The sequence below is a fragment of the Micromonospora sp. DT15 genome (assembly GCF_049841475.1).
Classification (GTDB): Bacteria; Actinomycetota; Actinomycetes; order Mycobacteriales; family Micromonosporaceae; genus Micromonospora.
Genome location: NZ_JBNCKJ010000004.1, coordinates 1 through 23485 on the forward strand (window position 1 = coordinate 1; position 23485 = coordinate 23485).

The following is a 23485-nucleotide window of genomic DNA, read 5'->3' on the forward strand; positions in this document are numbered from 1 at the left end:
GACAGGAGGTCCTCGCCGATCAAGATCCGTCAGGTCGTGTCGTCACACAACCTCAACCAACGTGCCTGGGCAGTACAGCTAGCGCAGGGGGGTCAGACGGTCGGTGCCCAGGCGGTCCTGGAGGACCTTCGGGACCAGGACGCTGCCGTCGGCCTGCTGATTCTGCTCCAGGATGGCCGGGAAGAGCCGGCTGGTGGCCAGTGCCGACCCGTTGAGGGTGTGCACGAAGCGGGTCTGCTTGCCGCCCGGCTCGCGGTAACGGATGGCCGCGCGACGCGCCTGGTAGTCGCCGGCCCAGGAGACCGACGACACCTCCTTGTACTTGCCCGTGCTCGGCATCCACACCTCGATGTCGAGGGTCTTCTTCATCGAGGCGCTGGCGTCACCGGCCGAGAGCAGCGTGCGCTGGTAGTGCAGTCCCAGCCCTTCGACCAGGCTCTCGGCGTGGGCGAGCATCTCCTCCAGCGCCGCGTCGGCCTGCTCCGGCAGGGTGAACTGGAAGATCTCCACCTTGTTGAACTGGTGCCCCCGCACCGTGCCGCGCTCGTCCGAGTGCGAGCCGGCGGACTCCCGCCGGTAGCACGGGGTGTACGCGAACGCCTTCAGCGGCAGCTTCGGGGTCTCCAGGATCTCGTCCTGGTACGCGCCGAGGATCGCCGTCTCCGACGTGGGCAGCAGGAACTGGCCGCGCGGGGCGGACGCCGAGTCGAGGTGGTAGACGTCGTCGTAGAACTTGGGGAACTGCCCGGCGGCGAAGCCGGCCGAGTCCAGCAGCAGGTGCGGCGGGAGCAGGAACTCGTAGCCGGCCCTGATGTGCTGGTCGACGAAGTAGTTGAGCAGCGCCCACTCCAGCCGGGCGCCGACCCCGGTGTAGATCCAGAAACCGGACCCACCGAGCTTGACCCCACGCTCGTAGTCGACCAGGCCCAACGCGCGGCTCAGCTCCACGTGGTCGCGGACCTTCGCGATCACCGGCGGCTCACCGAAGGTCTTCACCACCCGGTTGGCTTCCTTGCCGCCGGCCACCACGTCGTCGCTGGGCAGGTTGGGCAGCTCACTCATCGCGTCGCGCAGCCGGGCCTGCACCTCGTCCAGCTGGGACTCCAGCTCGGCGAGCTGCTTACGCTCCGCCTCCGGTGCGGCGGCCTGCGGCTCCTCGCCGGCCCTCTTCGCCTGCGCGTACGCCCGGGCCTCGGCCTTGCGGCGCTGCCGCTCGGCGTCGATCTCCGTGATCAGGGCGCGGCGTTCCTGGTCGAGCCGCTGGATCTCGTCCAGGGCACGGGTGACCTCGGCGGGATCCAGACGCTTCGCCAGCGCGGTCGCCACCGCCTCGCGATCCTTCCGGATCAACTCCATGTCGAGCATGCTGCTCCGTACGCCTCCGTCCGGGGTTCACTGGTGAACCATCAGATGCTACCGTCGCGGCCCTCTCGGCCCGGGACGGGGAGGTTCTCCAGCCGGATCGGCATCAGCACCGAGTAGGTGTCGGCGTCGTCGGGTCGGCGTACGGCCAGCGGTGCGATCGGCCCATCCAGCTCCAGCACCAGTTGCGGCGCGCCGGCCGCGTTCAGCGCGTCCAGCAGGTAACCGCCGTCCACCCCGACCCGCAGCGCGTCGGTGCCCAGGTCGGCGGCGGGAAGCAGCCGCAGCCCGCCCTGGTCGTCGACGCCGAGCACGGTGACCGGCCGGGTCGTGCCGTCGTGGTCGAGGGCGACAGTGGGTGCCGCCGGGTCGGCCAGCGCGGCGCGCAGCGCGGCCACGTCCACCGGGATCCGGCGCGCGGTCGGCCGCTCACCGACGGACTTACGCAACAGGCGGTGGTAGTCCGGGAAGTCGTACGGCAGGGCGGCGGCGGTCAGCGTGCGGTCGGCCACCCGCACCCGCAGGTCCGTGCCCGCCACCGTCAGCCGTACCGGCCAAGTGTCGCCGGTGTCGAGCAGCGGCCGGAGCTGGTCGACGAGGGCGACCGGCAGGAACACCCGCACGGGCGGCCCGTCGACGTCGGCCCCGGCCCGAGCCAGCGCGAGCCGGTACCGGTCGGTGGTGACGAGCCGGACGCCGTCGGACTCCACGTCGAACAGCACCCCGGCCAGCATCGGCAGCTCCGGATCGACGCCGACGGCGAAGCGCACCGCGTCGAGCGCTGCGGCCAGGGCGGTGGGGGTGACCAGGAGAGTGGTGGCGGTCGGCGGGGCCGGGTCCACCAGGGCGCGGAGGCGGTCGACCTCGCGGCGGGCGTCGCTGAGCCCGTCGGCCAGCCGACGCAGGTGCGCGTCGAGCAGGTGGTGCACCACTGCCGGCTCGGCGCGAACCGCGGCGGCGATCTCCGGCACCGGCATGCCGATCCGACGCAGCCCGGCCACCAGCCGGGCCGGGGCGATCTGGCCCTCGGTGTACCAGCGGTAGCCGGTCACCGGGTCGACCAGGGTCGGCTCCAGCACCCCCGCCGAGTCGTAGAAGCGCAGTGCGCTGACGGTCAGGCCGCTGGCTCGGGCCAGCTCGCCGATGCTGTGCAGGTCACTCACGCTGGGCATCCTGCCCCCTCGACCCGGTTGAGGGTCAAGCCGCAGGCTCCCGCGTCTCCTGCTTGAGCACCCGGAAGGTGAGGCCGGCCCGGACGAGCCGGTCGAGCAGCGCGTCACCCATCGCGGCGACCGGGGTGAGCTGGCCGGCGGTCGACGGCAGCTCGTCGAGCGCCAGGCACAGCGCCGACTCGGCGAGCATCTTCGCCGTCTCGTCGTAGCCGGGGTCGCCGCCGGCGACCTCGGTGACCACCCGCCGTCCGCCGCCGGTGCCGACGAACCGGACCCGGAACCAGGACGACGCTCGCTGTTCCGCCGTGGGCCCCTGCCCGGACGCGAGTCGGCCGAGCAGCCAGCGTCGGCTGGGCGGCAGCTTCACCAGCCCGACCACCGCTCCGAGCCCGACCGCGCCGGCCAGCACGGTGGGCAGCCGCTTCACGGCGGCGAAGTGGCGGTAGCGGAAGTCCGGGCCGTACTCCGGGCGGGCCGCTGCCGAGCGGCGGACCACCTGCGGGTCGATGGTCGGCAACGGCACGGTCCAGATGCCCAGCTCCGCCGAGCGGGCCAGCCGGCCGGGCACCGCCCGGACCCGCCGGTCGGTGGGGCGCGGCTCGACCGCCCGACGGTCCCGGGCGGCCTGGCTGGCCTGCCCGGTACGGGAGAACGCGGTGAGCGCCGAGTGGTAGGTGCCGGCGGAGAACCGACCGCCGGCGCGCACGTACCCGTCCACTGTGATCGGGACGTCGGTGGGCAGCTGCTTCACCGTGAACCAGACGCCCAGGTCGTGCGGGATGGAGTCGAACCCGCAGGCGTGCACCAGCCGCGCGCCGCTGCGTGCCGCCTCGGCGTGGTGACGCACGTACATGAGGTCGACGAACTCCGGCTCCCCGGTGATGTCCAGGTAGTCGGTGCCGGCCCGGGCGCACGCCCCGACCAGCGGTTCCCCGTGGTGGATGTACGGGCCGACAGTGCTGGCCACCACCCGGGCGCACTCCGCCACCGCCCGCAGGGACTCGGCGTCGGTCACGTCGGCAGTGAGCAGCGGCAGGTCGGCCAGGCTCGGGTCGATCGCGGCGAGCCGGTCCCGGACGGCGGCGAGGCGCTGCGGGTTGCGCCCGGCCAACGCCCAGCGCAGCTCGGCCGGCGCGTGCCGGGCCAGGTATTCGGCGGTCAGGCCGCCGGTGAACCCGGTCGCTCCGAACAGCACCACGTCGTACGTTCGCTCGCCAGTCATCCTCAGAGTCTGCCATTCGTGGTCGCCGATCAGCGATCACGAGGAAGCGGTCACGGCGTGAACACGGCGCGTACGCAGCCGTCGGCCCGGTCCCGGAACAGCGCGTACCCCTCGGGACCCTGCGCCAACGGCAGCCGGTGGGTGGCCAGGTGTTCGGTCCGCAGCTCGTCGCGGGCCATCCGGTCCAGCAGCATCGGCACGTCCCGCAGATCCGGCCGACCGGCGCCGCGCAGCGTGAGTCGCCGCTCGGTCAGCGCGCCCAGTGGGAACGCGTCGACGAACCCGCCCGTCGCGCCGAGCACCACCACCACACCGCTCTTGCGACACGCGTGCACGGCCTCACGCAGCGCGTCCGGTCGGTCGGCGTGCTGGCCACCGAACCGGTCGGCCCTCGACCGGGCCGGCGGCGTGCCGACCGCCACCACGCAGACGTCCGGCCCGCGCCCACCGCTTCGGTCGCGCAGTTCGGCCGCGACGTCGGTGTGGCGGTAGTCGAGCGGCTCGGCGTCGGAGTGCCGCTCGGCCATCCGCAATCGCTGCTCGTGCCGGTCCACGACCAGCACCCGGGCGGCTCCGCGCAGCACCGCCGCCCGGGCGGTCACCTGACCCACCGCCCCGGCGCCCCAGATCGCCACCACGTCGCCGGGACGCACCGCACCCACCTCGGCGGCGAGCCACCCGGTCGGCGCCACGTCCGCCGCGAACACCGCCCGGTCGTCGGCGACGGCGTCCGGCACCCGGAAGGCGCTCACATCGGCGTACGGCACCCGCACGTACTCGGCGTGGCCGCCCGCGAAACCGCCCGCCGCCCGGGGCCGGCCGAAACAGCCCGCGTCGGAGCGGGCCCAGTCGGGTTCGGCGCTGGGCAGGTCGGCGTGGGCGTTGTCGCAGCAGGAGTGCAGGCCCTGGCGGCAGTACCAGCAGCCCCCGCAGGCAACGCTCGCACCGACCACCACCCGGTCGCCGGCGCGGTGTCGGCGGACCCCAGGGCCGACCTCCACCACCTCGCCCAGGAACTCCGCGCCGAGCACCTCGCCGGGCCGTAGCAGCGGGTGCCGGCCGGCCAGCAGCGGCAGGTCACCGCCGCAGGTGGCGCTGCGCCGAACCCGGACGATGACGTCACGCTCGTTGCGCAGCTCCGGGTCGGGGACCTCGCGTACGGCCAGCTCGCCGGCGGCCATCCAACAGAGCGCTCTCACCCGGGGACCTCGGGGCGGTCCAGCGCCGAGCGGTCCGCGCGGAGCACCTCACCGGCCTCCACCCGTTGCTTGATCTGGCGCAGGGTACGGCGGACCAGCAGACCCGGGTCGTCGCCGACGACGTGCGCGGCGAGCCCGGTGGGCGGTGTGACGCCGGCCAGCGGTCGGGCGGCCAGTTCGGTGCCCCGGTCACCGGGCGCCGGGCGCACCCGCACCTCGACCGCCCCGTCCAGGCGGCGCAGCGGCTCCGGCCAGCGGCCCTCCGGCAGCACCTGCTCCGGCGGCCGGTCGACGGTCACCACCTCCCACCGGGCCGACGCTTCGGCGTCGCCGTCCGCGCCGTGCCGGCCACGTGCAGCGGCGTCGCCGTCCGCGCCGTGCCGGCCACGTGCAGCGGCGTCACCGTCCGCGCCGTGCCGGCCACGTGCTGCGGCGTCACCGTCCGCGCCAGGCCGGCCACCCCGGCGGGGTACGCGCAGCAGCCGCGCCGCCCCGGCCAGCGCCGCCCCACCGAGGGCGGGTCCCGCCCGCACCAGCCGTCCCATCGGTACCACCCGTCCTCCCGGTTCACGTCCCCCGATCGTCGGTCGCACCCGGGTGAAGCGCGCTCGCCCGGAAGGGGTGAACCGGCCCGTGCCGGGTAACCGCTCGCCGACCGGGGGCGGAGCGCGTGGTGGGGGTGGGGCTGGGTGCCGGAACAGGATCACGTACGGGTCGAACCGGCATCGGGGCCACCGCTGTTGGCGTCCCGGCTGACGCCGGCCGTGCCGCCGGAGCCGGTGGTCGCCCGGCCCCGCCTGCTGCGCCGGTTGGACGAGGGCAGCGCGGGACCGGTCACCCTGGTCGCCGCTCCCGCCGGCTGGGGCAAGACCACCCTGCTCGCGTCCTGGACACGGCTGGGCGGCGCGCCGCCCGACGTGGAGCCGGGCGGGACGGTGCCGGACTCCGGTGACCTGTCGGTCTCGTCGGCTGACGTCCCGGTCTCGGCGTGGATGTCGGTGGAGGCCGGCGACGACTCCGACCGGCTCTGGGCGTACCTCGCCGCGGCGCTGCGTTCGGCGACCGGGGCGACGGAGGGCGGCCCGGTGCCCGACCGGCCGCCCCGCCCCGACCAGCTGGAGGCGCTGGCCGCCATGCTCGCCGCCGCCGACCGGCCGGTGCTGCTGATCCTGGACGACCTGCACCGGGTCGCCGACCCGGCGGCGTTGACCGGCCTGGAGTTCCTGCTGCGGCACGCCGGGCGGCGGCTCCGTCTGGTGATCGGCGCGCGGGCCGGACTGCACCTGCCACTGCACCGGCTCCGTCTCGCCGGCGAGCTGACCGAGATCGGCCCGGACGAGCTGGCCTTCACCGACGACGAGGTGGCCGACCTGCTCACCGCCCACGCCGCCGCGCTGCCGGCGACCGCGGTGCGCCGGCTGCGGGAGCGCACCGGCGGCTGGCCGGCCGCGCTGCGCATCGCCGCCCTCGCGGTACGCGGACAGTCCGACCCGGAACGCTGGGTGGGGCAGTTCGGCGGAGACCACCCGGAAATCGCCGGTTACCTGCGCGAGGAGGTGCTGGCGACGCTCGACCCGGCCGAGGAGGAGCTGCTGCGCCGTACCGCAGTCGTCGACACCGTCTGCGCCGACCTGGCCGAGGCGCTGACCGGCCGCGCCGACGCCGGGCAGGTGCTGGCCGACCTGGCCGGGACCGGTGGTCTGCTGCACCGGGAGGACACCCGGCCGCCCTGGTACCGGTACGACTCCCTGCTCGCCGAGCTGCTCCGCGCCGACCTCGCCCGGTTGCCAGTCGACGAGCTACGCGACCTGCACGTCCGGGCCGCCGACTGGTACGCGGGTGACGGGCGGCCCGCCGACGCTCTGCGGCACGCCCTGGCCGCCGGCCGCTGGGACCTGGCCGGTGATCTGTTCGTCGCGAACTGGCCGGAGCTGACCCGCTACGACCGGGACCCGGTGCAGGCCCCGGCACCCACCCCGCCGCCGGCGGAGGTGATCCGGGCCGACCCGGAGGTGGCGCTGGCCTGCGCCGCCGAGCGCGCGTACGCCGGTGACCTGCCGGCCGCCACCGGTCACCTGCGGGCCGCCGCCGGGCACGCCGCAGGGCTGCCGGTGCCGCGCCGGGACCGGTTCCTGCGGTTGGTCACCGCGCTGGAGCTGACAGTGGCCCGGCTCGCCGACGACCGCACCGAGGCCCGGGCCGCCGCCGCTCGCCTGCTGCGCACCCGCCCTGCGGAAGCCACGCCCACCGGGCTCCCGACGGGGGCTTCCAGTTCCGCCCCGACGGCCGGTGGCGGCGGCGCCGCCGACGACCTGGACCTGCGGGCGTTCACCGGTACCGCGCTGGGGCTGGTCGAGTTGGCCGACGGGGCGCTGCCCACCGCCCGGTTCGTGCGGGCCCGGGCGGCCGGGCGGGAAGCCGGCCGGCCGCGCACCGAGCTGGTCGCCGCAAGCCGCGCCGCGCTGCTGCTCGCGGTGCGCGGCGAGCTGCGGGCAGCCGAGCAGGCGGCCAGGGAGGCGCTCGGCATGCCGCCCTGTCGGGGCTGGTCCTGTCGGCTCGACTGCGGCCACGCGTACCTGGCTCTCGCCGTGGTGGCGCTGCTGCGCGACCAGCCCGAGGAGGCCGAGGCGAACCTCGCCCTCGCCCTTCCGGCGCTCGACGTCACGCACGGCTGGGCCGGCGATCCCTCCCTGGGTGGCGACTGGCTGGCTGGTGCCTCCGACGAGCCGGTGGCGGCGGCGGTGGCCGCGCTGTGCCGGGCACAGCTACGCCGCGACTCCGGCGACCCGGCGACCGGCCAGCGGCTGCTCGTCCAGGCGCGGGAGGCGCTGGCCGACCGACCGTCCGCCGACGAGCTGACCGGCCTGCTGCGGGCCGCCGAGGCCGAACTGCGGGCCGCGCGGGGCGACCTGGACTCCGCCCGCGACCTGCTGGCCGACGCCACCGACGAGGGGGCCGACCCGGTGCTCGCCGTGACGTTGGCGAAGGTGCAGCTGCGGGCCGGTGACGCCGCCATCGCCGAGCGGACCCTGCCGGACTGGCAGGCGCCGGCCGCCACGGCCTGGCCGCTACCGGTACGCCTGGACGCCGGTCTGCTCGACGCGGTGCTGGCCCAGCGGGCCGGGGACGGGCGTCGGGCGGGTCGGATCCTGGAGCAGACGCTGAGCCTGGCCGGCCCGCAGGGCTGCCGCAGGGTCTTCACCCGCGCCGAACCACCGGTGCGGGACCTGCTGGCCGCGCACCTGGACGCGGGCACCGCGCACTTCACGCTGGTCAGTGACCTGGTGCGGGGCGCGGGACAGGGCGCCGTCGGGCCGACCGCCGGGCCGGGGGGCGCGCTCGACGAGCCGCTCACCGAACGGGAGCTGACCATTCTGCGCTACCTGCAGAGCATCCTGTCCAACGTGGAGATCGCCGCCGAGTTGTCCCTCTCGGTCAACACCGTCAAGACCCACGTCCGCAACATCTACCGGAAACTCGACGCGACCCGCCGGCGCGAGGCGGTCCGGCGGGCGCGCGAGCTGCGTCTGATCTGAGCGGGTCAGGCGTTGGCGGCGGCATCCGCTGCCGTCAGCAGGTCGGGCAGGTCGTACCCGCCGTCGTGCCTGATGCCGTTCACGAACAGGGTCGGGGTGCCGTTCACCCCGCTGCGGATGCCCCCCACGAAGTCCCGACGCACCCGGTCCGCGTGCGCACGGTTCTCCACCTCGGCGTTCAACTCGTCCGGCGGCAAGCCGACCTGCTCGACGCCGAGCGAGAGGTGCACCGGGTCGAGCTGGTCCTGATGCTCGTAGAGCCAGTCGTGCATCTCCCAGAACCGGCCCCGGACCCCGGCGGCCTCGGCCGTCTCGGCGGCCCGTTCGGCGTACGGGTGCACGTTGGCGATCGGGAAGTAGCGGTAGACCAGCCGTACGGTGTCGGCCCGCTGCCGCAGCAACTCGTGCAGGTTCGGGTACGCGGCACCGCAGAACTGGCACTGGAAGTCGCCGTACTCGACGATGGTCACCGCCGCGTCGGCCGGCCCCCGGATGTGGTCGTCGGTGGTCACCGGGTCTCGAAGTCGGGCGGTGACCTGCAGTGGCGTGCTCATCGGGCCATCACCTTCCGATCGGCGGCGAGTTGGTCCAGCGCGTCGAAGATGCCGTCGGCGCCGGGGTTGACGTCGGGCGGCGACAGGTAGCTCCAGGTCACCGTCCCCGTCGGGTCCAGCACCACGAGCGCGCGGGCCGCCTCACCGTTGGGCATGTACGCGCCGTAGCTGCGGGCCACCTCGCCCTTGGGCTCGAAGTCGGCCAGCAGGGGGAACTCGATGCCCCGGCTCTCCGCGAACGCCCGGTGCGACCAGATGCTGTCCACCGACAGGCCGAGCACCACCGCCTCGTACTGGGCGAAGACGGGTGCCGCCGACTGGTAGAGCGACATCTGGTCACCGCAGACCGGGCTCCAGTCGGCGGGGTAGAAGGCGAGCACGACCGGCCGGCCACGGAACTGCTCGGGCCCCAGCAGGGCCCCGTCCGGGGTGGCCGGCAGGGTGAAACCGGGTGCGGTGCGCCCCGGTTGGATCAGCCCGTTCGGATCACTCATGCCACCAGCCTGCTCCCGGGGTGGGTGAGACGGGCTCACCCGCCCCGGGTGGTTCCCCGCCCGTTCAGCGCCCGCTCAGCGGGCGTCCGCGCCCGCTCAGCGCAGCACCGGGGCGACCGCGATGTGGTTCTGCACCTCCCGGATGCCCGGTGCGGACCAGGCCACCTGCTCGACCTCGGCCCGTTCGGGCATCGAGTGCACCAACCCGGCGAGGATCACGGTGTCGCCGTGCACCCGGACGTTGATCCGTTCGGCCTCGGTCGCTCCGGCCCGGGCGAGGGCGTCGACGATCCGGTCGGCCAGGTTGCGGGCGTCCGGCGCGCTGGCCGGTCTTACGGTGATGCCGTTGCTCACCCCGCGTACGCCGGTCAGCCGGGCCACAGCGCGTTCGGCCGCCCGCCGTTGGTACTCCCACTCGACGTCGCCGTGCAGCGTCACCCAGCCGGCGGAGACGGTGACCTGAAGCTTCTCGATGGGTACGAACGCGTCCCACTCCAGCCCGTGGCTGGCGGCGGCGGCCAGGTCGCTGTCGGCGCGCTCGGTGCCGTTGGTGAGCTGCACGGCCAGGTCGTTCGCGACCGCCCGGACCGAGGCGACCCGGTGGGTGGCTCGTTCGGCGGCCCACTTCTTGGCGTAGCTGTCCACGCGGCCGGTCAGGGTGACGACGCCCTCGGCGACGGTGACGCCGATCTCGTGCGGCTGCACCCGTGGTTCCCAGGTCAGCTCGTCGAGCACGGCGGACTGGATGTCCTGGTCGGTACGACTGATCTCCGCGATGGCCATCTGTCCCTCCTCCGCTGTTCCGATGGCGGACCGGGTGCTGGCCGCGGCCGAAGGTCCGCCGTGCTGCGATCCTGCCGCCGCCCCGGGTGAGCCGTCCTCGCCCGGACCGGGTGACGGAGGGGCCCGACCTGGGCGGGGCGGGTGGGGGAGCGCGTCGAACATCGATGATGGGAGCGCTTCCAAAGCGAGCTGCTTTCGGTTACGGTAATCGCATTCCTCGATTGCGGGAGCCGTCGCGTCGGGTGGTGGAGCCAGGGCAGCTCTACCCGTCTCGTCGTCGTGCTCGTCCCCCGGGCCACGGCGGCAGCCAGGTGATCGACCCCGTCCCCCGGGGCCGATCCCGAGAGGAACCGCCCTTGCGCAGATCAGTCCGGCGACCCCCACCGGCGCCGACGTCCACTTCGGCCTGCCACCGACCGACGGCCTCCGAGTACCGCGCCGACAACCACCCAGACCTGCCGTCGGCACGGGCGCTAACCACCGAGCAGGTGATCCGGACGGGACCCCGGATCACCACCGATGCACCGGTCCGCCGGGCCGCCTGAGGGGTCCGGCACCCGGCGGACCGGGTTCCACCCGAACGGGCGGATGACAGCGGGCCCCGCCCGACCGGGGTCGAGCGGGGCCGATGGTGGTGCTGTCGGTCAGACGGCGGGGGAGTTGGGGCGGTCGACGTCGACGAACTCCACGTCGTCGACCGTGTCGTCCCGGCTGCCGGCGGCCCGCGCGGCGGAGCCGACGGCCCAGCCGACCGCCGCGCCGACGAGCGCGGCGCCGATCAGGAGCGTCCAGGGCAGTGCCGGCTGGCGGCCGGCGAGCGCGTCGAAGGCCAGCGAGGCGCGGCGTCGCGCCTCCTCGGCGGCGGAGCCCACCAGGTCACCCGCCCCGTCGGCGAGGTCGCTGCTGTTCTGGCGGGCCGATCGGGCGGTGTCCCGCACACTGTCACCGGCGTAGCTGACCGCTGAGAGCAGGTGCTCCCATGCCTGGTCCGCGATCCGCTCCGGCTTGCTGCGGCGGTCCAGCAGGTTGGTTCCGAACATCGTGGTTACCTCCTCAGGTGCCGAAGCCGCCGGCCACTTCGGACTTCGGCGTCTTTCCAGCGCGTCACGGTGTCGCCTACCCCGCAGTGCCCCGGGTCAGCCGGACGCAAACCCCGAGCTGCACGCAGCACCGGTAGCCCGGCGCGCCGGGAACCTGCGCGCCACCGAATCAGCGCACGGCTGACACGGCGACACCTCGGGCGAAGTCGTCGTCGTCATCGTCGTCATCGTCGCCTCCGCCACCGAAACCGCAGGCCAGGACGAGGGCGAGCAGAACACCGACGCCGGCCAGCCCGGCAAGTCGCTTGATCATCGAAGATCCTCTCCGTAGCGGTGGTGTCCCGGCCGATGCTAGGGCGCGTCGGCAACCGGGGGCGCGGGCCGCGCCGGCCGACGGTGGGCGACACGCCGACGGCACACGGGGCGGGCGTAGGTCATGGGCCGCCTGTCGGGCGCGCCGGTTCCGGACCGCTACCCTGGTTCGGCGGCGGGCCGGTCCCGACTGATCGCCGATGGTCAGATAACGAAAAGTCTTGAGTAATCAGATACTGAAAAGTACGGATATGGGTGGCTTTGTGGGCCCGGATCCGTGAATTGCTCATCCCGAGGGGTGGCGACCGAGGCCGTCAGAGGAATACTCTCGGTCGCGGCCCGCGTACTGATGAGACGCCCGGGGGACGGGCGGGTGGAGGTGCTCGCGTGAGCCTGTCGATCGTGAAGTCGGTTCTGTCCGGTGGTGTCGTGGAGATCGCCCCGCGGGGTGAGATCGACGTCGACACCGCGTACGAGGTGCGCGAAGCGATCGCAGAGGTGCTGGCCAAGGGCCGCCCCCTGCGCATCGAACTCAACATGAGGTTGGTCACCTTCATCGACTCGGTCGGCATCAGCGCCATGGTCGCCGGCTTCCAGACGGCCGAGGTCAGCGACGTCAAGCTGGTGGTGACCCAGCCGAGCCGATTCGTGCACCGGCAGCTCTGGGTGACCGGCCTGCTCGGCCTCTTCGGTGCCCCGGAGCCCTACTTCGCCGGCGCTGCTCCCACCCCCGAGGTGCTCCCCGGCGCCTGAGCGCGCCGGGTCTCCCCGTCAGGGCTGCTCGTCCAGACCGGTCAGGTCGATGTCGGTCGCCTCGGTGACCGCTCGGATGGCCGTCACCGACGCGTACCCGGCGGCCAGCAACGCCACGTCCGTGCCCGGCTGTGCGGCCTGCCCCGGCTCCTCCAGCGAGGTACGGACGAACCCGTGGCCGGATTCGGCCACCGTCATCTGCACCTGGCCGAAGCTGGCCAGGGTGCCGCGCCGCACCCCGCGCAACTGCCCGTGCGGCAGGTCCGGGGTGTTCACGTTGAGCACGCTCTCCATGGGCGCGGAGGTCAGGCGGGGGAGCAGGTCCAGGGCGACCCGCGCGGCCGTGCCCCAGTGCCGCTCGGCGTCGCGTATCCGGGCTGCGGCATCCACTGCGGCACCACCGCTCGCGGCCGTCGCCTCGCCGACGGAGAGCACGTCCAGGGAGACCGCCATCGCCCGGCAGCCATTGCTGGCGGCGGTGAACGCGGCGCCCACGGTCCCGGAGTGCAGCACCGCCCGCCCGGCGTTGGCGCCCCGGTTGACGCCGGAGAGCACCACCGACGGCGGTGGTCCGAACGCCCCGTGCAGGGCGATCAGCGTGATGAAGCCCGGGGACCCGGCAACCCCGTACGTCGGCACCCCCGCCAGGTCCGGCAGCGGATGCTCGTTCACGACGACCCGTCCGTCGCGCTCCACGGCGCTCATCGCGGCGCTGGTGCCGCTCGCCTCCTCCATCGGCGCGGCCACCACGACGTCCAGGCCCCGCTGCCTGGCTGCCCAGGCCAGCGCCTGGATGCCCGGCGCGGCGACCCCGTCGTCGTTAGTGATCAACACCCGCAGGGTCATCGCTCGACCACCCGGCCGGCCAACTCGTCCGGGGTGGTCCGCTCCTGTTGCCGAGTGTCCGCCGGCACCAGCCGGACCCGGTCCACCAGCCCGGTGATCGAGTCCAGCCGCCCGGTGCCCAGGCCGTGCCGGGTCACGTTCAGCGCGCCAGCGGCGGCGCCGGTGCGGATGGCGGTCCGAATGTCGCCGCCCCTGGCCACGACGGCGGCCACTCCGGCCGTCATCGAGTCGCCCGCGCCGCGTGGGTCGGCGGCCTCCAGCCGGGGCATCTCGACCTGGAACAGTTCCCCGTCGATGAGCGCCAACGCCGGCTGGTCGGCGCGGCTCACCACCACCGTCTCGGCGCCGCCCGCGTGCAACTCGTACATGGCCCGCGTCAGCTCCTCGGTGTCGTCGCTGCGGGCGCGGCCGTCGCGGATCAACTCCTCGTGACTGACCTTGAGGAAGAACACCCCGCTCTCCAGCACCGAAGCGAGGTGATCGCCGGAGAGGTCGACCACCACCCGAGCACCGTTCGCGCCGAGGTCGGCGGCAAAGCGTCGGTACAGGTCGGCCGGTACGAGCCACGGTTCGTTCGGCCCACTGAGGATGCTCACCGAGGCCCGCAAGCCCTCGCCGAGGGCAAGGTTGTACAGCTCGTCGATCTCGTGCCGGCTCAGCGGCTGTCCGGGCACGTCGGCGATCTCCTGCCGGGAGCCGTCGCGGCGATCGTGCACGTACCCGCCGCTGCCGGAGTCACGGACCACCACCTTGAGGTCCACACCCTCGCTGACCAGCAGTGGCTCCAGCACCTGGCCGATCTCACCGCCGAGGGCGGCGCAGAGCACCACGTGGACTCCGAGGGAGAGCACCATCCGGGCCTGCCAGACGCCCTGCCCGCCGGGGTGCAGATGCAGCTCGGGGTGGTCGTTGGGCTGGTCCACCATCACCGTCAGCTGTGGGGTGGGCGCGAAGACCATCACGTGCCCACTCATCGGTCGTCGCCGTTCATGCTGGCCGCCCTCCGGCACCTTCGGAAGATTCCGTACTAACCGACCTTAATGGCGCAGGTGGTGGCAGGTCGTCGCATCGGCCCGGTCCGGCACGGCGCTGAGGGTCCCTGGGGCGTTGCCAGCCAGACATCGGTACGGGACGATCGGGCGACCAGACGACGGCGGGAGACGGTGTGCTCAGCAGCGATACCTTCAGCTACACCGTCCAGGCGCGGTGCTCACCCGCCGAGGCGGCAGCGTTGCTCAGCGACCTGACCCGGCAGGGCGAGCTGCATCCGCTGATCGTGCGGGTTCGCCGGGTACCGCCCCGGCCCGGCGCCCAGGCCAGCTACACGATCAACGACCGGTTGGCGGCCGGTCCGCTGCGCTTCCGGACCACCTACCACGCGGACGTGCTGATCAGCGAGGCCGACGAGATCGTCATGGTGGCCCGCCAGTGGCCGGCCACCACTGTGCGAAACCACACCCGACTACGCGCCGAGCCGGACGGCCTGACCCGCGTCGACGTCGAGATCACCCTGACCGCGCCGAGGCCCCTGTTCCGCTACGCGTTCCGCCAGGCCCAGGCCGCTCACCTCGCCCTGGCCACCCGGCTGGGCGCGGCCCTGGACCGCACCAACAACACCCCGCCCCCTAACCCCTGACCCGCGTCCCGACCCGCCCCGGGGCCGAGCCCGTCGGCGCCCCTGGCGCGCCGATCTTGCAGTTTCAGCTGTCGATATCAGTGGGATGAACCCATATGTCGGCGCAGTAAGTGCAAGATCGCGGGCGCGTAGGGCGGGGCGGGCGCGTTAGATCGGGGTTGGCGCGCTCTTGTGGGTCGGGCGGGTGGTGGGACGTCGGCCCCACGGCTTGTAGGTGGAGAGCACTGTCGCGATGACCATCAGGCTGGTCGACACCGCCGGCGCGATGACCAGGTCGGCGCGATCGCGGGCGGGCAGGGCGGCGCCGACCGCTCCGGCGTGACGCAGATTCGGGGTGAGCAGGAACAGCACCAGCCCGACCATCACCGTGGTGAGCACGAGCTTGACCAGCACCCAGCGGTGGCGCAGCAGGCCCCACGGGGTGAGCAGCGAGCTGGCGACTCCGATCAGCCACACCAGGACGCTCAGCGGCGCGAACAGCACCGTGCCGACCAGGGCCGTGACCGGATAGACCACCGCCGGGTCGGCACCCCGCTGCACGGCGACGCCGAGGGTGAGCAGCACCAGGTCGGCGCCGAGCCAGCCCAGCGAGGTGACGAGGTGCAGGGTGAGCAGCGCCTTGCGGGTGGTGGGTCGGATCCGAGGCATACCGCGATGCTGCCCGCCGGCCACCGCCGGGTCGTCCGACGAGCGACGACATCAGGGGTACGCCCGGTGACGTAGCCCCGCCCCCGGACACACATGATGCCTGTGAGCCATCACTGGCTCACAGGCATCACGACGCGTGGGTCAGTAGACCGACAGGTGTACGTGGTTGGTGTGGTCGCTGGACGGGTCGCCGCCCGCCCCGCTGTACGACTTCCACCCGCTGCTGGGCAGCCAGATCTGCCTGTACCAGATCACGTAGAGCACGGCGAGCCGGTCCGCGTTGCGGATGAAGTACGCGGCCAGGTTGTTGCCGTACGTCTTGTCGCCGCCGGTGGCGTCGCCGCCGAAGCCGTTCTTCTGCGCCGCGAAGTCGCAGGCCCGGCCCTTCGGGTGTTCACCCGAGCCGCTGGGGCGGTGGCACGAGACGTACCGGGTGAATCCCGCGGCCTTGGCCTGGTTGAGCGCGTGCAGGGTGCGCGGGGTGATGCAGCCGTTGGCCGGCGTGGGGTCGTTGACGCTGCACGACTCGGAGGGCCAGGAGCCGTCGGAGTTGCGCGGTGCGGCCTTCGCGTTGGCGCTGGAGGTGCCCCGGTTGGAGCCGGCGTCGGCGGTGGTCTGCGGCTTGGGCGTGGTGGCCACACTCAGGGCCCGTTCGGCCTGCTCCTTGCGCTTGGCCATCACCGCGACCTGCTTGCGCTGTTCGTTGATCTCGCCGTCCAGGGCGACCCGGGTGCGGTTGGCCTTGTCCTTGGTGTCCAGCAGGTCGCGCAGCACCCGGTCCTCGTTGGCCGCCACCGCGTCCAGCGCGGCCGCCCGGTCCATGAAGCCTTCCGGGGTGTTGCTGTTGAGCAGCGCCGACACCGCACCCAGCCGGCCGGTGCGGTAGGCGACCTCGGCGATCTCGCCGACCTTGCCGTTGCGCTGGTCGATCTCGACCTCAATGGTCTTCAACTGGGTGCCGAGCTGCTTCTGCCGTTGCACTGAGGTGTCCAGGGCGCGCTTCGCGTCCAGGTAACCCTTGCTGGCCGCATCGAGCTGGGCTCGCAACGCCGGGGTGCCGCCCTCCTCGTCGGAGTCGGGTGCGGCGGCTCGCAGGCCGGTCGGGGGAGCGGCCGAGGCGGTGCCGGCCGGAAGCGCGACGCCGAGGGCGAACATCGCGACGATCAGGGCCGCCAGTCGGGCGGCGGGTGGTCGTGCTGGTGCCACTGCGCATGTCCTTCCGTCAGCCGCCGACCGGGTTAGCTGACGGGTTCGGGACGGAAGATCCCTACCGCTGACGCGGATACACCCCAGGAACATGGTTCCCCGGTTCGCCCAGTTGGGCGATTAGGCGGCGACCGCCACCGGCGCCGGGAGGGCGCCGCCTGGTGACGGCCGGGACCGAGCCTACCGGTGCGGGTGGGGCCGCTGCAGCCGATGTGACGGACGGTGCGTGCGTCACCACGGAAATCGACGAACCGGTCACCATTCGATGGAGCCGCAGGCTCCAGAAGCGGCGCCGGGCTCGATCTGCAATGTCGCGTGTTCGATGCGGAAGTCGTCGTGCAGGGCCGTACGTGCCGCGGTGAGCACCGCGCCGACCTCCGCGCCCGGTGCCATGGTCAGGTGGGCGGAGGCCACCTCCATGCCCGAGGTGAGCGTCCAGACGTGCAGGTCGTGCACCTCGACGACACCGGGGACGGCGGCGAGCCGGTCGTGCACGGCGGTCACCTGGAGGTGCTCCGGGGCGGCCTGCACCAGGATGCGGATGGCGGCGCGGGCCAGCCGCCAGGTGCGCGGCAGGATGAACACGCCGATGGCGACCGCGACCAGAGGGTCGGCCCACCACCAGTCGGTGACGGTGATGAGCAGCGCCGCGCCGATGACGCCGACCGAGCCGAGCAGGTCACCGAGCACCTCCAGGTAGGCGCCCTGGAGGTTGATGCTCTCCCGGGCTCCGGCGCGCAGCAGCGCGAACGCGGCGATGTTCGCGAGCAGGCCGAGCACGGCCACCGCGAGCATCGGACCGGCGATGACCTCATGCGGGTCACCGAAGCGGCGGATCGCCTCGACCACCACGTAGATCGCGACGCCGGAGAGCAGGACGGCGTTGGCCAGCGCGGCGAGCACCTCGAGCCGGTAGAGCCCGAAGGTGCGCTGCGGGTCGCCGGTGGCCCGCCGGGTCGCCGTGATGGCGGCGAGCGCCATCCCGATGCCGAGCACGTCGGTGAACATGTGCCCGGCGTCGGAGAGCAGGGCGAGCGAGCCGGTGTGCAGTGCGACCACCGCTTCGACCACCATCAGGGTGGCGAGCAATCCGAAGGCCGCCCAGAGTCGACCCCGGTGCTGGTGTGCGGCATTGGCAACGGACCCATGGTGGTGGTCATGACCTGCGCCCACGAGAACCACCTTCCGCCGCTGGTCGGGACCCGGTCAAATGTATGCTCACATCGCTATGTGTGCAAGTGTACGGGCGGGGCGTGCCGCTGGCGGCAGTCCGCACACGTCAGCCGGTCGGGTCGATGGTGGTGAGACGCTGGGTGGCCCGGGAGAGCGCCACGTACAGGGTGCGCACCCCGGCGCCCGGATCCGCCCGGATCTCGCTCGGGGCGACCAGCACCACCCCGTCGTACTCCATGCCCTTGGCTTCCAGGCTGGTCACCACCTGCAACCTGGGCGCGCCGAGCGCGCCCAGCCAACCGGCGACCTCGTCCCGGCGAGGGACCGGCGTGATGACCCCGACCGTGCCCTCCACCTCGGCCAGCAGGCCGGCGGCGGCCTCCACGGTCGCGGTCTCCAAGCCCGTCGCGGGCACCACCAGCTCCACCGGCTCGACCCCGGTGGAGCGGACGGCGGTCGGCAGCGGAAGGTCCGGGTAGAGCCGCCGGATCTCCGCCGCCGCCACCGCGAAGATCTCCGCCGAGTTGCGGTAGTTGGTGGTGAGCGTGAAGTCGTGTCGCTTACGCCGGCCCAGCGCCTGGTCGCGGGCCCGGGTCAGCTCCTCCGGATCGCCGGTCCACGCGGTCTGCGCGGGGTCGCCCACCACGGTCCAGGAGGCCAGTCGGCCGCGTCGACCGATCATCCGCCACTGCATCGGCGAGACGTCCTGCGCCTCGTCCACCACCACGTGCGCGTAGTCCCGGTAGTCCTCGGGGCGCTCCCGGGCCGCCGCGCGGGCCGCCCGTTGCCGTTCACCGAGGGTGCTGAGCTCACGGACGCCGCCGGCGAGCTGGAACGGGTCGCGTCGCGCGCGGGCCGGCTGCGCGGGCTTGCCGAGCAGCGCGTCCAGCTCGTCCAGCAGTGCCACGTCGGCGATGGTCAGCCCGGCCGAGTCCAGGTTCTGGTATGCGGCGTTGAGCAGCCGGATCTCCGCCGAGGAGAGGATCCCACCGGCGTACCGGCGCAGCCGGTCCGGCTGCGCCAGCCAGCCGAGCACGTGCCGGGGGTGCAGCCGAGGCCACCACGCCTTGAGGAACTCCCGGAACTCAGACCGCTCGGCGATCTCCGCCTCGAAGGCCGGTTGCTCCGGCAGCCGACCGCTGCTCAGCTCACGGGCCTGCGCCCAGAGCGCGGCGAACACCCCGTCGAAACCGGCCCGGCGCACCTCGTTGCGCCGTGCGCCGCGTTGCAGCGCACGGTCCCGGACCCGGTCCAGCGCGACCCGGTCCAACCGCAGCAGCGTGCCCCGGTAGAGCAGCCGCAGCTCACCCGGGCCGCCCGGCACCGCGTCGCGGGCCGCCCGCTCCAGCACCCGGCGCATCCGCAGCGAGCCCTTCACCGCCGCCACCTCGGGCGGGTCGGGGCGGGTGGCTGTCATCCCCGGGAAGAGGGTGCCCAGCGAGTGCAGGGTCGCGGTGTCCTCACCGAGCGACGGAAGCACGGAGCCGATGTACTCGACGAACACCGACGACGGGCCGACCACCAGGATGCCGCCGCCGGCGTAGCGGCTGCGGTCGGAGTAGAGCAGGAACGCGGCCCGGTGCAGGGCGACAGCGGTCTTGCCGGTGCCGGGGCCGCCCGCGACGATCGTCACCCCGGAACCCGGCGAGCGGATCGCCTCGTCCTGCTCCCGCTGGATGGTCGCCACGATGTCGCGCATGCCCCGGCCGGTGGCCTTGGACAGGGTGGCCAGCAACGCGCCGTCACCGACGATGGTCATCCCTTCCGGGGCGGCCGTCGGGTCCAGCAGGTCGTCCTCGATCCGGGTGACCCGCTCGGCGCGGGACTGGATGGTGCGGCGCCGCACCACGTCCAGCGGCTGCGCCGGGGTGGCCTGGTAGAACGCGGCGGCGGCCGGCGCGCGCCAGTCGACGACAAGTGTGACGGCGTTCTCGTCGCGGATCCCCAGGCGCCCGACGTGCAGCACCTGACGGTCGCGCAGGTCCAGTCGGCCGAAGACCAGCCCCTCGTGCTCGGCGTCCAGGGTGTGCCGCCGCTGCGCGGCGTGGAAGACCATCGCGTCGCGCTCGACCAGGGCGCCGTGCGTGCCCACCCGGGCCATCCGGTAGCCGTCACGCTCGGCGCGGACGGCCGACTGCCGCAGCTCGGCCAGTCGGGCGTACACCCGGTCCAGGTGTCGTTGCTCGACGGCGATCTCCTGCTCCAGGCCGGTCTGGTCGGTCAACGCACGCTCCTTCAGAGGTCGCCGGCAGGCGGTGGAAACCGCGCGGGCCAACCGCAGAAGGGTACGGCCCCGGACCCGACCCGCCGCGCCCGAGGTGCGCGAACGTGCTCAGGCACCCGTCTCGGCGGGGGCCGCGCCACGGTGAGCCGGGGGCGACGCGCCACGGTGAGCCGGGGGCGACGCGCCGAGGTGAGCCGTCGGCGATTCGGCGATCACCCGTCGTACGACGCCGGTGAGCGCGGCGTTCACCTCGTCCGGGCGTTCCATCATCAGCATGTGCCCGGCACCTGGGCACACGGTCAGCTCGGTGGCCGGCAGAGCCGCCGCGATCGACTCGGCGCACGGCGGTGGGGTCAGCCGGTCCCGGTCGCCGACCAGGGCGGCGGCCGGCAGGTGGGCCAACGCGGCGAGGGTGTCCAGGCGGTGCTGGGTGCCGATGGAGGCGCGGAACCCGCCGATCGAACGCAGCGAGGCCCGGGCCACCGCCGACGTCACCAGGCGGATGTCGGCCGGCTCGCAGCGGTCACCGAAGAGCATCCACCGGATGCTCGGTCGCAGCGCGTTCAGCAGTGCCCGGGGAGCACGCCACGAGCCACACCGGGCCAGCACACCGGCGCCGGTCGTCTCGGCCAGCCGGATCAACCGGGCGATCCGCGGCGAGAGCCCGTAGACGGTGTGCGTGTGCCCCTCGGCGGTGGTCGAGACGAAGACCAGGCCGGCGGTACGGGCGGCGAAGTGCGCGGGGTGGCGGTGGGCGTATTCCATGATCGTCATGCCGCCCATCGAGTGCCCGACCAGCACCACCGGGCCGGTCGGGGCGACCGCGTCGATGACCGCGGCCAGGTCGTCACCCAACTGGGCCAGGGTGGCCGTGGGCAGCGCCATGCAGCTGGACCGGCCGTGCCCCCGCGCGTCGTAGGCGACCACCCGCACCGCATCGCCGAACTGCGGCGCGGTGAGCGCCTCGACCTGCCGGTGCCAGGCGCGCCCGTCCAGCGTCCAGCCGTGCAGCAGGATGGCGGTGACCTGGGCGTCCGTCGGACCCGTCGCCTCGACGTTGAGCCGTACACCGTCCGGCAGGCCGACCTCGAACCGCTCCGGCATCGCCACCTCCCCAGGGCCGCCCAGTATCACCAGCACCGGGATACCCGGCGGTAACACCGGCTACCCGCCATGACACCACGCCAATCGCGCCGTGGCGAACATTCCCGACCTCGCCCGTGCCGGACGGCGGCGGGCCAAGCTGGACGGCATGGGGTCGTCGGGAGCGCCCATGGGTGCGACGTCGGGGCAGGGGCGGCAGGCCGGCGGTACGCCCCGCGCCGCCATGGCCGACCTGCTCGCCGGCAATCGGCGGTTCGTCAGCGGCCAGCCGGTGCACGGACACGACGTCACGGCAGCCGCCGCGGCCTCCGGCGACCAGCAGCCGTACGCGGTGGTGCTGGGCTGCATCGACTCCCGGGTGCCGTTGGAGGCGATCTTCGACCAGACCTTCGGCGCGATCTGCGTGATCCGCACCGGGGGACACGTGCTCGATCGCGCGGTCCGCGGCTCGATCGAGTACGTGGTCGGCCAGCTCGGCGTACCGCTGGTGATGGTCCTCGGCCACGAGCGGTGTGGCGCGGTGCAGGCCACGGTAGAGGCGCTGCGCATCGGCCAGCGTCCCGGCGGGTCGCTGGCGCACCTGGTGGACGAGATCGCGCCGGCGGTCACCGAGGCGGGGATCGACGATCCGGCGGTCCTGCCGCTGGCGATCCGCCGGCACGTCCGGCGTACGGTGCGCACCCTGCGCCAGGACGATCTGCTGGCCGGGCCGGTGGCCACCGGCCGGGTGGCAGTGGTCGGCGGCCTATACGACCTGGCCACCGGCGAGGTCGCCCTGCTCGATCCAGGCTGACCTGCCCTGACCCGAGGACCGCCCCGTCCCCGCCCGCCGCCCGCCGCCCACCGCGTCGATCATGGAGTTGTGGTGGGTGACAAACCGGCCTGAATGACTTCAAGCCGGGCACCACAACTCCATGATCGACGAAGTCGATCCTCGCGCACGCGAAACCGCCCGCCGGGAACTCCCGGCGGGCGGTTCGTTGGAGCGGTGGGGGAGGGCTCAGCCCTCGAAGACGCCGGCCGCGACCAGGCGCTTCTCGGTGGCCTCCCAGCCGTCACCCGGGTGGGTGGCAGCCAGGTTGTTGATCTCCGCCCGGATCTTGGCGGCGTGGCCGGCGGCGGCCAGAACGCGGATCTCCTCGACGAAGGCGTCGGAGTCCGTGCGCAGGTGCGCGGTCTTGCCGTTGGTCAGGTTCCGCACGTAGGCGTGCTTGCCGCCGTTGAGCGGGATGAGGTACTTGAACTCGCCCAGCACGCTGAGGGCGCCACCCTGGCCAGCCTGGCCGGCCCGGACTGACGCGCGCGCGGTCTTAGAGGTGTTGCTCGCCACGGAGGTACTCCTTGCAAGACGTACGGGAGGACTAGACGTCCGGGGGCTGTGTGCGGGTCGTACGTGACTCGGCCCGCGAAGGTGTAACGCGGCATAAGCCGCCGGTGGAACTGTACAGGACCACGACATCATGCTGGTCGTCGCGGTGTCCTGAGAGGCAACGGCGACCACCCGTCCGGCTATTCCACCCGGCGTTTTTTCCGATTCCCTGGCGCACCATGCGTCACAGGAGTCATCATGTGTTGCAGCAGCCACCTGGGTGGACGAGGTCGTAGGGGAAGACGCACCTCGCTCTCCGGGAGGTCACCGTGCCAACGCGTGGCGTCGTATACGTCCACTCGACCCCGCTCGCCGTGTGCTCGCACGTCGAGTGGGCGATCGCGCGCGTCCTAGCCGCGCCGGTCAACCTGCAGTGGACGGCTCAGCCCGTCGACCCCGGCGCACGCCGGGCCGAGTGCGGGTGGACCGGTCGTCCGGGGACGGGCGCCGAGCTGGCTGCTGCCCTACGGCAGTGGCCCATGATCCGTTTCGAGGTCACCGAGGAGCCGAGTCCCGGCGCCGACGGTGAGCGATTCATGTACGTGCCAGCCCGTGGCCTGTTCCGGGCGACGGTCGGCGTGGCCGGCGACATCCAGCTCGGCGAGGACCGGCTCCGGGCGCTGATGGCGGCCTCCCGGGCCCCCGAGGCTCTGGCGCACGCCCTCGACAAGGCGCTCGGCACGGCATGGGACGCTGACCTGGAGCCCTACCGGTACGCCGGCGACGGCGCCCCGGTGACCTTGCTCACTCGGGTCGGCTGATCCGAACGGCGGGCCGCTGGCCGTACGACGTCGGGCCGGTGACGACCGGTAAGGTCAAGTTGCCCCGATAAGGGAGAAGCTGGTGGGATGG

Annotated in this window: 23 protein-coding genes and 1 riboswitch; of the genes, 5 read left to right on the top strand and 18 right to left on the bottom strand. The window is 73.4% G+C overall.

Annotation, left to right across the window (positions count from 1 at the left end; all coding sequences use genetic code 11):
* Positions 1–78: 78 nt before the first annotated feature.
* Genes serS through ACLQ3F_RS10245 form a run of 5 tightly spaced genes read right to left on the bottom strand, consistent with a single transcriptional unit; the run spans position 79 to position 5500 of the window.
* On the bottom strand, positions 79–1365 hold the full coding sequence (gene serS / locus ACLQ3F_RS10225) for a serine--tRNA ligase (RefSeq protein ID WP_425848224.1): 1287 nt from the start codon (positions 1363–1365) through the stop codon (positions 79–81).
* Positions 1366–1406: 41 nt separating this feature from the next.
* Positions 1407–2534: a MerR family transcriptional regulator gene (locus tag ACLQ3F_RS10230; protein WP_425848226.1), complete on the bottom strand. Its 1128-nt coding sequence runs from the start codon at positions 2532–2534 to the stop codon at positions 1407–1409.
* A 25-nt stretch (positions 2535–2559) separates the two neighbouring features.
* Entirely contained in the window at positions 2560–3756 is a 1197-nt protein-coding gene (locus tag ACLQ3F_RS10235) for a saccharopine dehydrogenase family protein (protein ID WP_425848229.1), read from the bottom strand.
* A 50-nt stretch (positions 3757–3806) separates the two neighbouring features.
* Positions 3807–4955, bottom strand: coding sequence for an alcohol dehydrogenase catalytic domain-containing protein (locus ACLQ3F_RS10240; RefSeq protein ID WP_425848231.1), 1149 nt, complete (start codon positions 4953–4955; stop codon positions 3807–3809).
* Positions 4952–5500 carry a hypothetical protein gene (locus ACLQ3F_RS10245; protein WP_357206946.1) on the bottom strand — a complete coding sequence of 183 codons (549 nt, stop codon included), beginning with the start codon at positions 5498–5500 and terminating at the stop codon, positions 4952–4954. The genes ACLQ3F_RS10240 and ACLQ3F_RS10245 overlap by 4 nt, the downstream gene beginning before the upstream one ends.
* A gap of 144 nt (positions 5501–5644) precedes the next feature.
* On the opposite strand from ACLQ3F_RS10245, the gene ACLQ3F_RS10250 reads away from it, so the two are divergent.
* Positions 5645–8491: a LuxR C-terminal-related transcriptional regulator gene (locus ACLQ3F_RS10250; RefSeq protein ID WP_425848235.1), complete on the top strand. Its 2847-nt coding sequence runs from the start codon at positions 5645–5647 to the stop codon at positions 8489–8491.
* 5 nt (positions 8492–8496) lie between these two features.
* On the opposite strand, the gene ACLQ3F_RS10255 is transcribed toward ACLQ3F_RS10250, so the two are convergent.
* From ACLQ3F_RS10255 to ACLQ3F_RS10275, 5 genes are all read right to left on the bottom strand, one after another.
* Positions 8497–9045, bottom strand: a complete 549-nt coding sequence (locus ACLQ3F_RS10255; RefSeq protein WP_091409221.1) for a DsbA family protein — start codon at positions 9043–9045, stop codon at positions 8497–8499.
* Complete coding sequence (locus ACLQ3F_RS10260) at positions 9042–9539, bottom strand: redoxin domain-containing protein (protein ID WP_425848237.1); 498 nt, start codon at positions 9537–9539, stop codon at positions 9042–9044. Before ACLQ3F_RS10260 ends, ACLQ3F_RS10255 begins: the two co-directional genes overlap by 4 nt.
* Before the next feature lie 96 nt (positions 9540–9635).
* On the bottom strand, positions 9636–10322 hold the full coding sequence (locus ACLQ3F_RS10265; RefSeq protein WP_357206953.1) for a BON domain-containing protein: 687 nt from the start codon (positions 10320–10322) through the stop codon (positions 9636–9638).
* 644 nt (positions 10323–10966) lie between these two features.
* Complete coding sequence (locus ACLQ3F_RS10270; RefSeq protein ID WP_355008803.1) at positions 10967–11362, bottom strand: hypothetical protein; 396 nt, start codon at positions 11360–11362, stop codon at positions 10967–10969.
* 169 nt (positions 11363–11531) lie between these two features.
* Positions 11532–11675: a hypothetical protein gene (locus ACLQ3F_RS10275; RefSeq protein WP_158629639.1), complete on the bottom strand. Its 144-nt coding sequence runs from the start codon at positions 11673–11675 to the stop codon at positions 11532–11534.
* Between the two features lie 386 nt (positions 11676–12061).
* Between ACLQ3F_RS10275 and ACLQ3F_RS10280 the strand changes: the two genes are divergently transcribed.
* Positions 12062–12427 (top strand): STAS domain-containing protein, encoded by a 366-nt coding sequence (locus ACLQ3F_RS10280; RefSeq protein ID WP_357201064.1) that lies wholly within the window; start codon positions 12062–12064, stop codon positions 12425–12427.
* A gap of 18 nt (positions 12428–12445) precedes the next feature.
* On the opposite strand, the gene surE is transcribed toward ACLQ3F_RS10280, so the two are convergent.
* Both surE and ACLQ3F_RS10290 read right to left on the bottom strand, forming a co-directional pair.
* Complete coding sequence (gene surE / locus ACLQ3F_RS10285; RefSeq protein WP_425848240.1) at positions 12446–13273, bottom strand: 5'/3'-nucleotidase SurE; 828 nt, start codon at positions 13271–13273, stop codon at positions 12446–12448.
* Positions 13270–14247 (bottom strand): 1-phosphofructokinase family hexose kinase, encoded by a 978-nt coding sequence (locus ACLQ3F_RS10290; RefSeq protein ID WP_425848242.1) that lies wholly within the window; start codon positions 14245–14247, stop codon positions 13270–13272. Before ACLQ3F_RS10290 ends, surE begins: the two co-directional genes overlap by 4 nt.
* Positions 14248–14438: 191 nt before the next feature.
* Here ACLQ3F_RS10290 and ACLQ3F_RS10295 point away from each other — a divergent pair, with 191 nt between their 5' ends.
* Positions 14439–14909: an SRPBCC family protein gene (locus tag ACLQ3F_RS10295; protein WP_425848244.1), complete on the top strand. Its 471-nt coding sequence runs from the start codon at positions 14439–14441 to the stop codon at positions 14907–14909.
* A gap of 147 nt (positions 14910–15056) precedes the next feature.
* Here ACLQ3F_RS10295 and ACLQ3F_RS10300 read toward each other — a convergent pair whose 3' ends face one another.
* The 5 genes from ACLQ3F_RS10300 to ACLQ3F_RS10320 all read right to left on the bottom strand — a co-directional run bounded on the left by ACLQ3F_RS10300 (position 15057) and on the right by ACLQ3F_RS10320 (position 21264).
* Positions 15057–15557 (bottom strand): hypothetical protein, encoded by a 501-nt coding sequence (locus tag ACLQ3F_RS10300; protein WP_425848245.1) that lies wholly within the window; start codon positions 15555–15557, stop codon positions 15057–15059.
* 141 nt (positions 15558–15698) lie between these two features.
* Positions 15699–16763, bottom strand: a complete 1065-nt coding sequence (locus tag ACLQ3F_RS10305) for a coiled-coil domain-containing protein (protein WP_425848248.1) — start codon at positions 16761–16763, stop codon at positions 15699–15701.
* A 5-nt stretch (positions 16764–16768) separates the two neighbouring features.
* A riboswitch (cyclic di-AMP (ydaO/yuaA leader) is annotated at positions 16769–16900 on the bottom strand.
* A 118-nt stretch (positions 16901–17018) separates the two neighbouring features.
* The gene (locus tag ACLQ3F_RS10310; protein ID WP_357201080.1) at positions 17019–17936 is read right to left on the bottom strand and encodes a cation diffusion facilitator family transporter; all 918 of its coding nucleotides are present in this window, start codon (positions 17934–17936) and stop codon (positions 17019–17021) included.
* A gap of 106 nt (positions 17937–18042) precedes the next feature.
* Positions 18043–20160, bottom strand: a complete 2118-nt coding sequence (locus tag ACLQ3F_RS10315; protein ID WP_425848251.1) for a HelD family protein — start codon at positions 20158–20160, stop codon at positions 18043–18045.
* A 108-nt stretch (positions 20161–20268) separates the two neighbouring features.
* Complete coding sequence (locus tag ACLQ3F_RS10320; protein WP_425848252.1) at positions 20269–21264, bottom strand: alpha/beta fold hydrolase; 996 nt, start codon at positions 21262–21264, stop codon at positions 20269–20271.
* 169 nt (positions 21265–21433) lie between these two features.
* On the opposite strand from ACLQ3F_RS10320, the gene ACLQ3F_RS10325 reads away from it, so the two are divergent.
* Entirely contained in the window at positions 21434–22057 is a 624-nt protein-coding gene (locus tag ACLQ3F_RS10325) for a carbonic anhydrase (protein ID WP_425848708.1), read from the top strand.
* Positions 22058–22264: 207 nt separating this feature from the next.
* Here the strand turns inward: ACLQ3F_RS10325 and ACLQ3F_RS10330 are convergent, their stop codons facing one another.
* The gene (locus ACLQ3F_RS10330; RefSeq protein WP_030330285.1) at positions 22265–22594 is read right to left on the bottom strand and encodes a hypothetical protein; all 330 of its coding nucleotides are present in this window, start codon (positions 22592–22594) and stop codon (positions 22265–22267) included.
* A 308-nt stretch (positions 22595–22902) separates the two neighbouring features.
* Here ACLQ3F_RS10330 and ACLQ3F_RS10335 point away from each other — a divergent pair, with 308 nt between their 5' ends.
* On the top strand, positions 22903–23394 hold the full coding sequence (locus ACLQ3F_RS10335) for a DUF3145 domain-containing protein (protein WP_091409261.1): 492 nt from the start codon (positions 22903–22905) through the stop codon (positions 23392–23394).
* The last annotated feature ends 91 nt before the right edge of the window (positions 23395–23485 follow it).

Excerpts from the sequence above, each read along its gene's own strand:
- serS (WP_425848224.1), bottom strand. The coding sequence starts at position 1,365 with ATGCTCGACATGGAGTTGATCCGGAAGGATCGCGAGGCGGTGGCGACC.
- ACLQ3F_RS10230 (WP_425848226.1), bottom strand. The coding sequence starts at position 2,534 with ATGCCCAGCGTGAGTGACCTGCACAGCATCGGCGAGCTGGCCCGAGCC.
- ACLQ3F_RS10235 (WP_425848229.1), bottom strand. The coding sequence starts at position 3,756 with ATGACTGGCGAGCGAACGTACGACGTGGTGCTGTTCGGAGCGACCGGG.
- ACLQ3F_RS10245 (WP_357206946.1), bottom strand. The coding sequence starts at position 5,500 with ATGGGACGGCTGGTGCGGGCGGGACCCGCCCTCGGTGGGGCGGCGCTG.
- ACLQ3F_RS10255 (WP_091409221.1), bottom strand. The coding sequence starts at position 9,045 with ATGAGCACGCCACTGCAGGTCACCGCCCGACTTCGAGACCCGGTGACC.
- ACLQ3F_RS10260 (WP_425848237.1), bottom strand. The coding sequence starts at position 9,539 with ATGAGTGATCCGAACGGGCTGATCCAACCGGGGCGCACCGCACCCGGT.
- ACLQ3F_RS10265 (WP_357206953.1), bottom strand. The coding sequence starts at position 10,322 with ATGGCCATCGCGGAGATCAGTCGTACCGACCAGGACATCCAGTCCGCC.
- ACLQ3F_RS10270 (WP_355008803.1), bottom strand. The coding sequence starts at position 11,362 with ATGTTCGGAACCAACCTGCTGGACCGCCGCAGCAAGCCGGAGCGGATC.
- ACLQ3F_RS10275 (WP_158629639.1), bottom strand. The coding sequence starts at position 11,675 with ATGATCAAGCGACTTGCCGGGCTGGCCGGCGTCGGTGTTCTGCTCGCC.
- surE (WP_425848240.1), bottom strand. The coding sequence starts at position 13,273 with ATGACCCTGCGGGTGTTGATCACTAACGACGACGGGGTCGCCGCGCCG.
- ACLQ3F_RS10290 (WP_425848242.1), bottom strand. The coding sequence starts at position 14,247 with ATGAGTGGGCACGTGATGGTCTTCGCGCCCACCCCACAGCTGACGGTG.
- ACLQ3F_RS10300 (WP_425848245.1), bottom strand. The coding sequence starts at position 15,557 with ATGCCTCGGATCCGACCCACCACCCGCAAGGCGCTGCTCACCCTGCAC.
- ACLQ3F_RS10320 (WP_425848252.1), bottom strand. The coding sequence starts at position 21,264 with ATGCCGGAGCGGTTCGAGGTCGGCCTGCCGGACGGTGTACGGCTCAAC.
- ACLQ3F_RS10325 (WP_425848708.1), top strand. The coding sequence starts at position 21,434 with ATGGGTGCGACGTCGGGGCAGGGGCGGCAGGCCGGCGGTACGCCCCGC.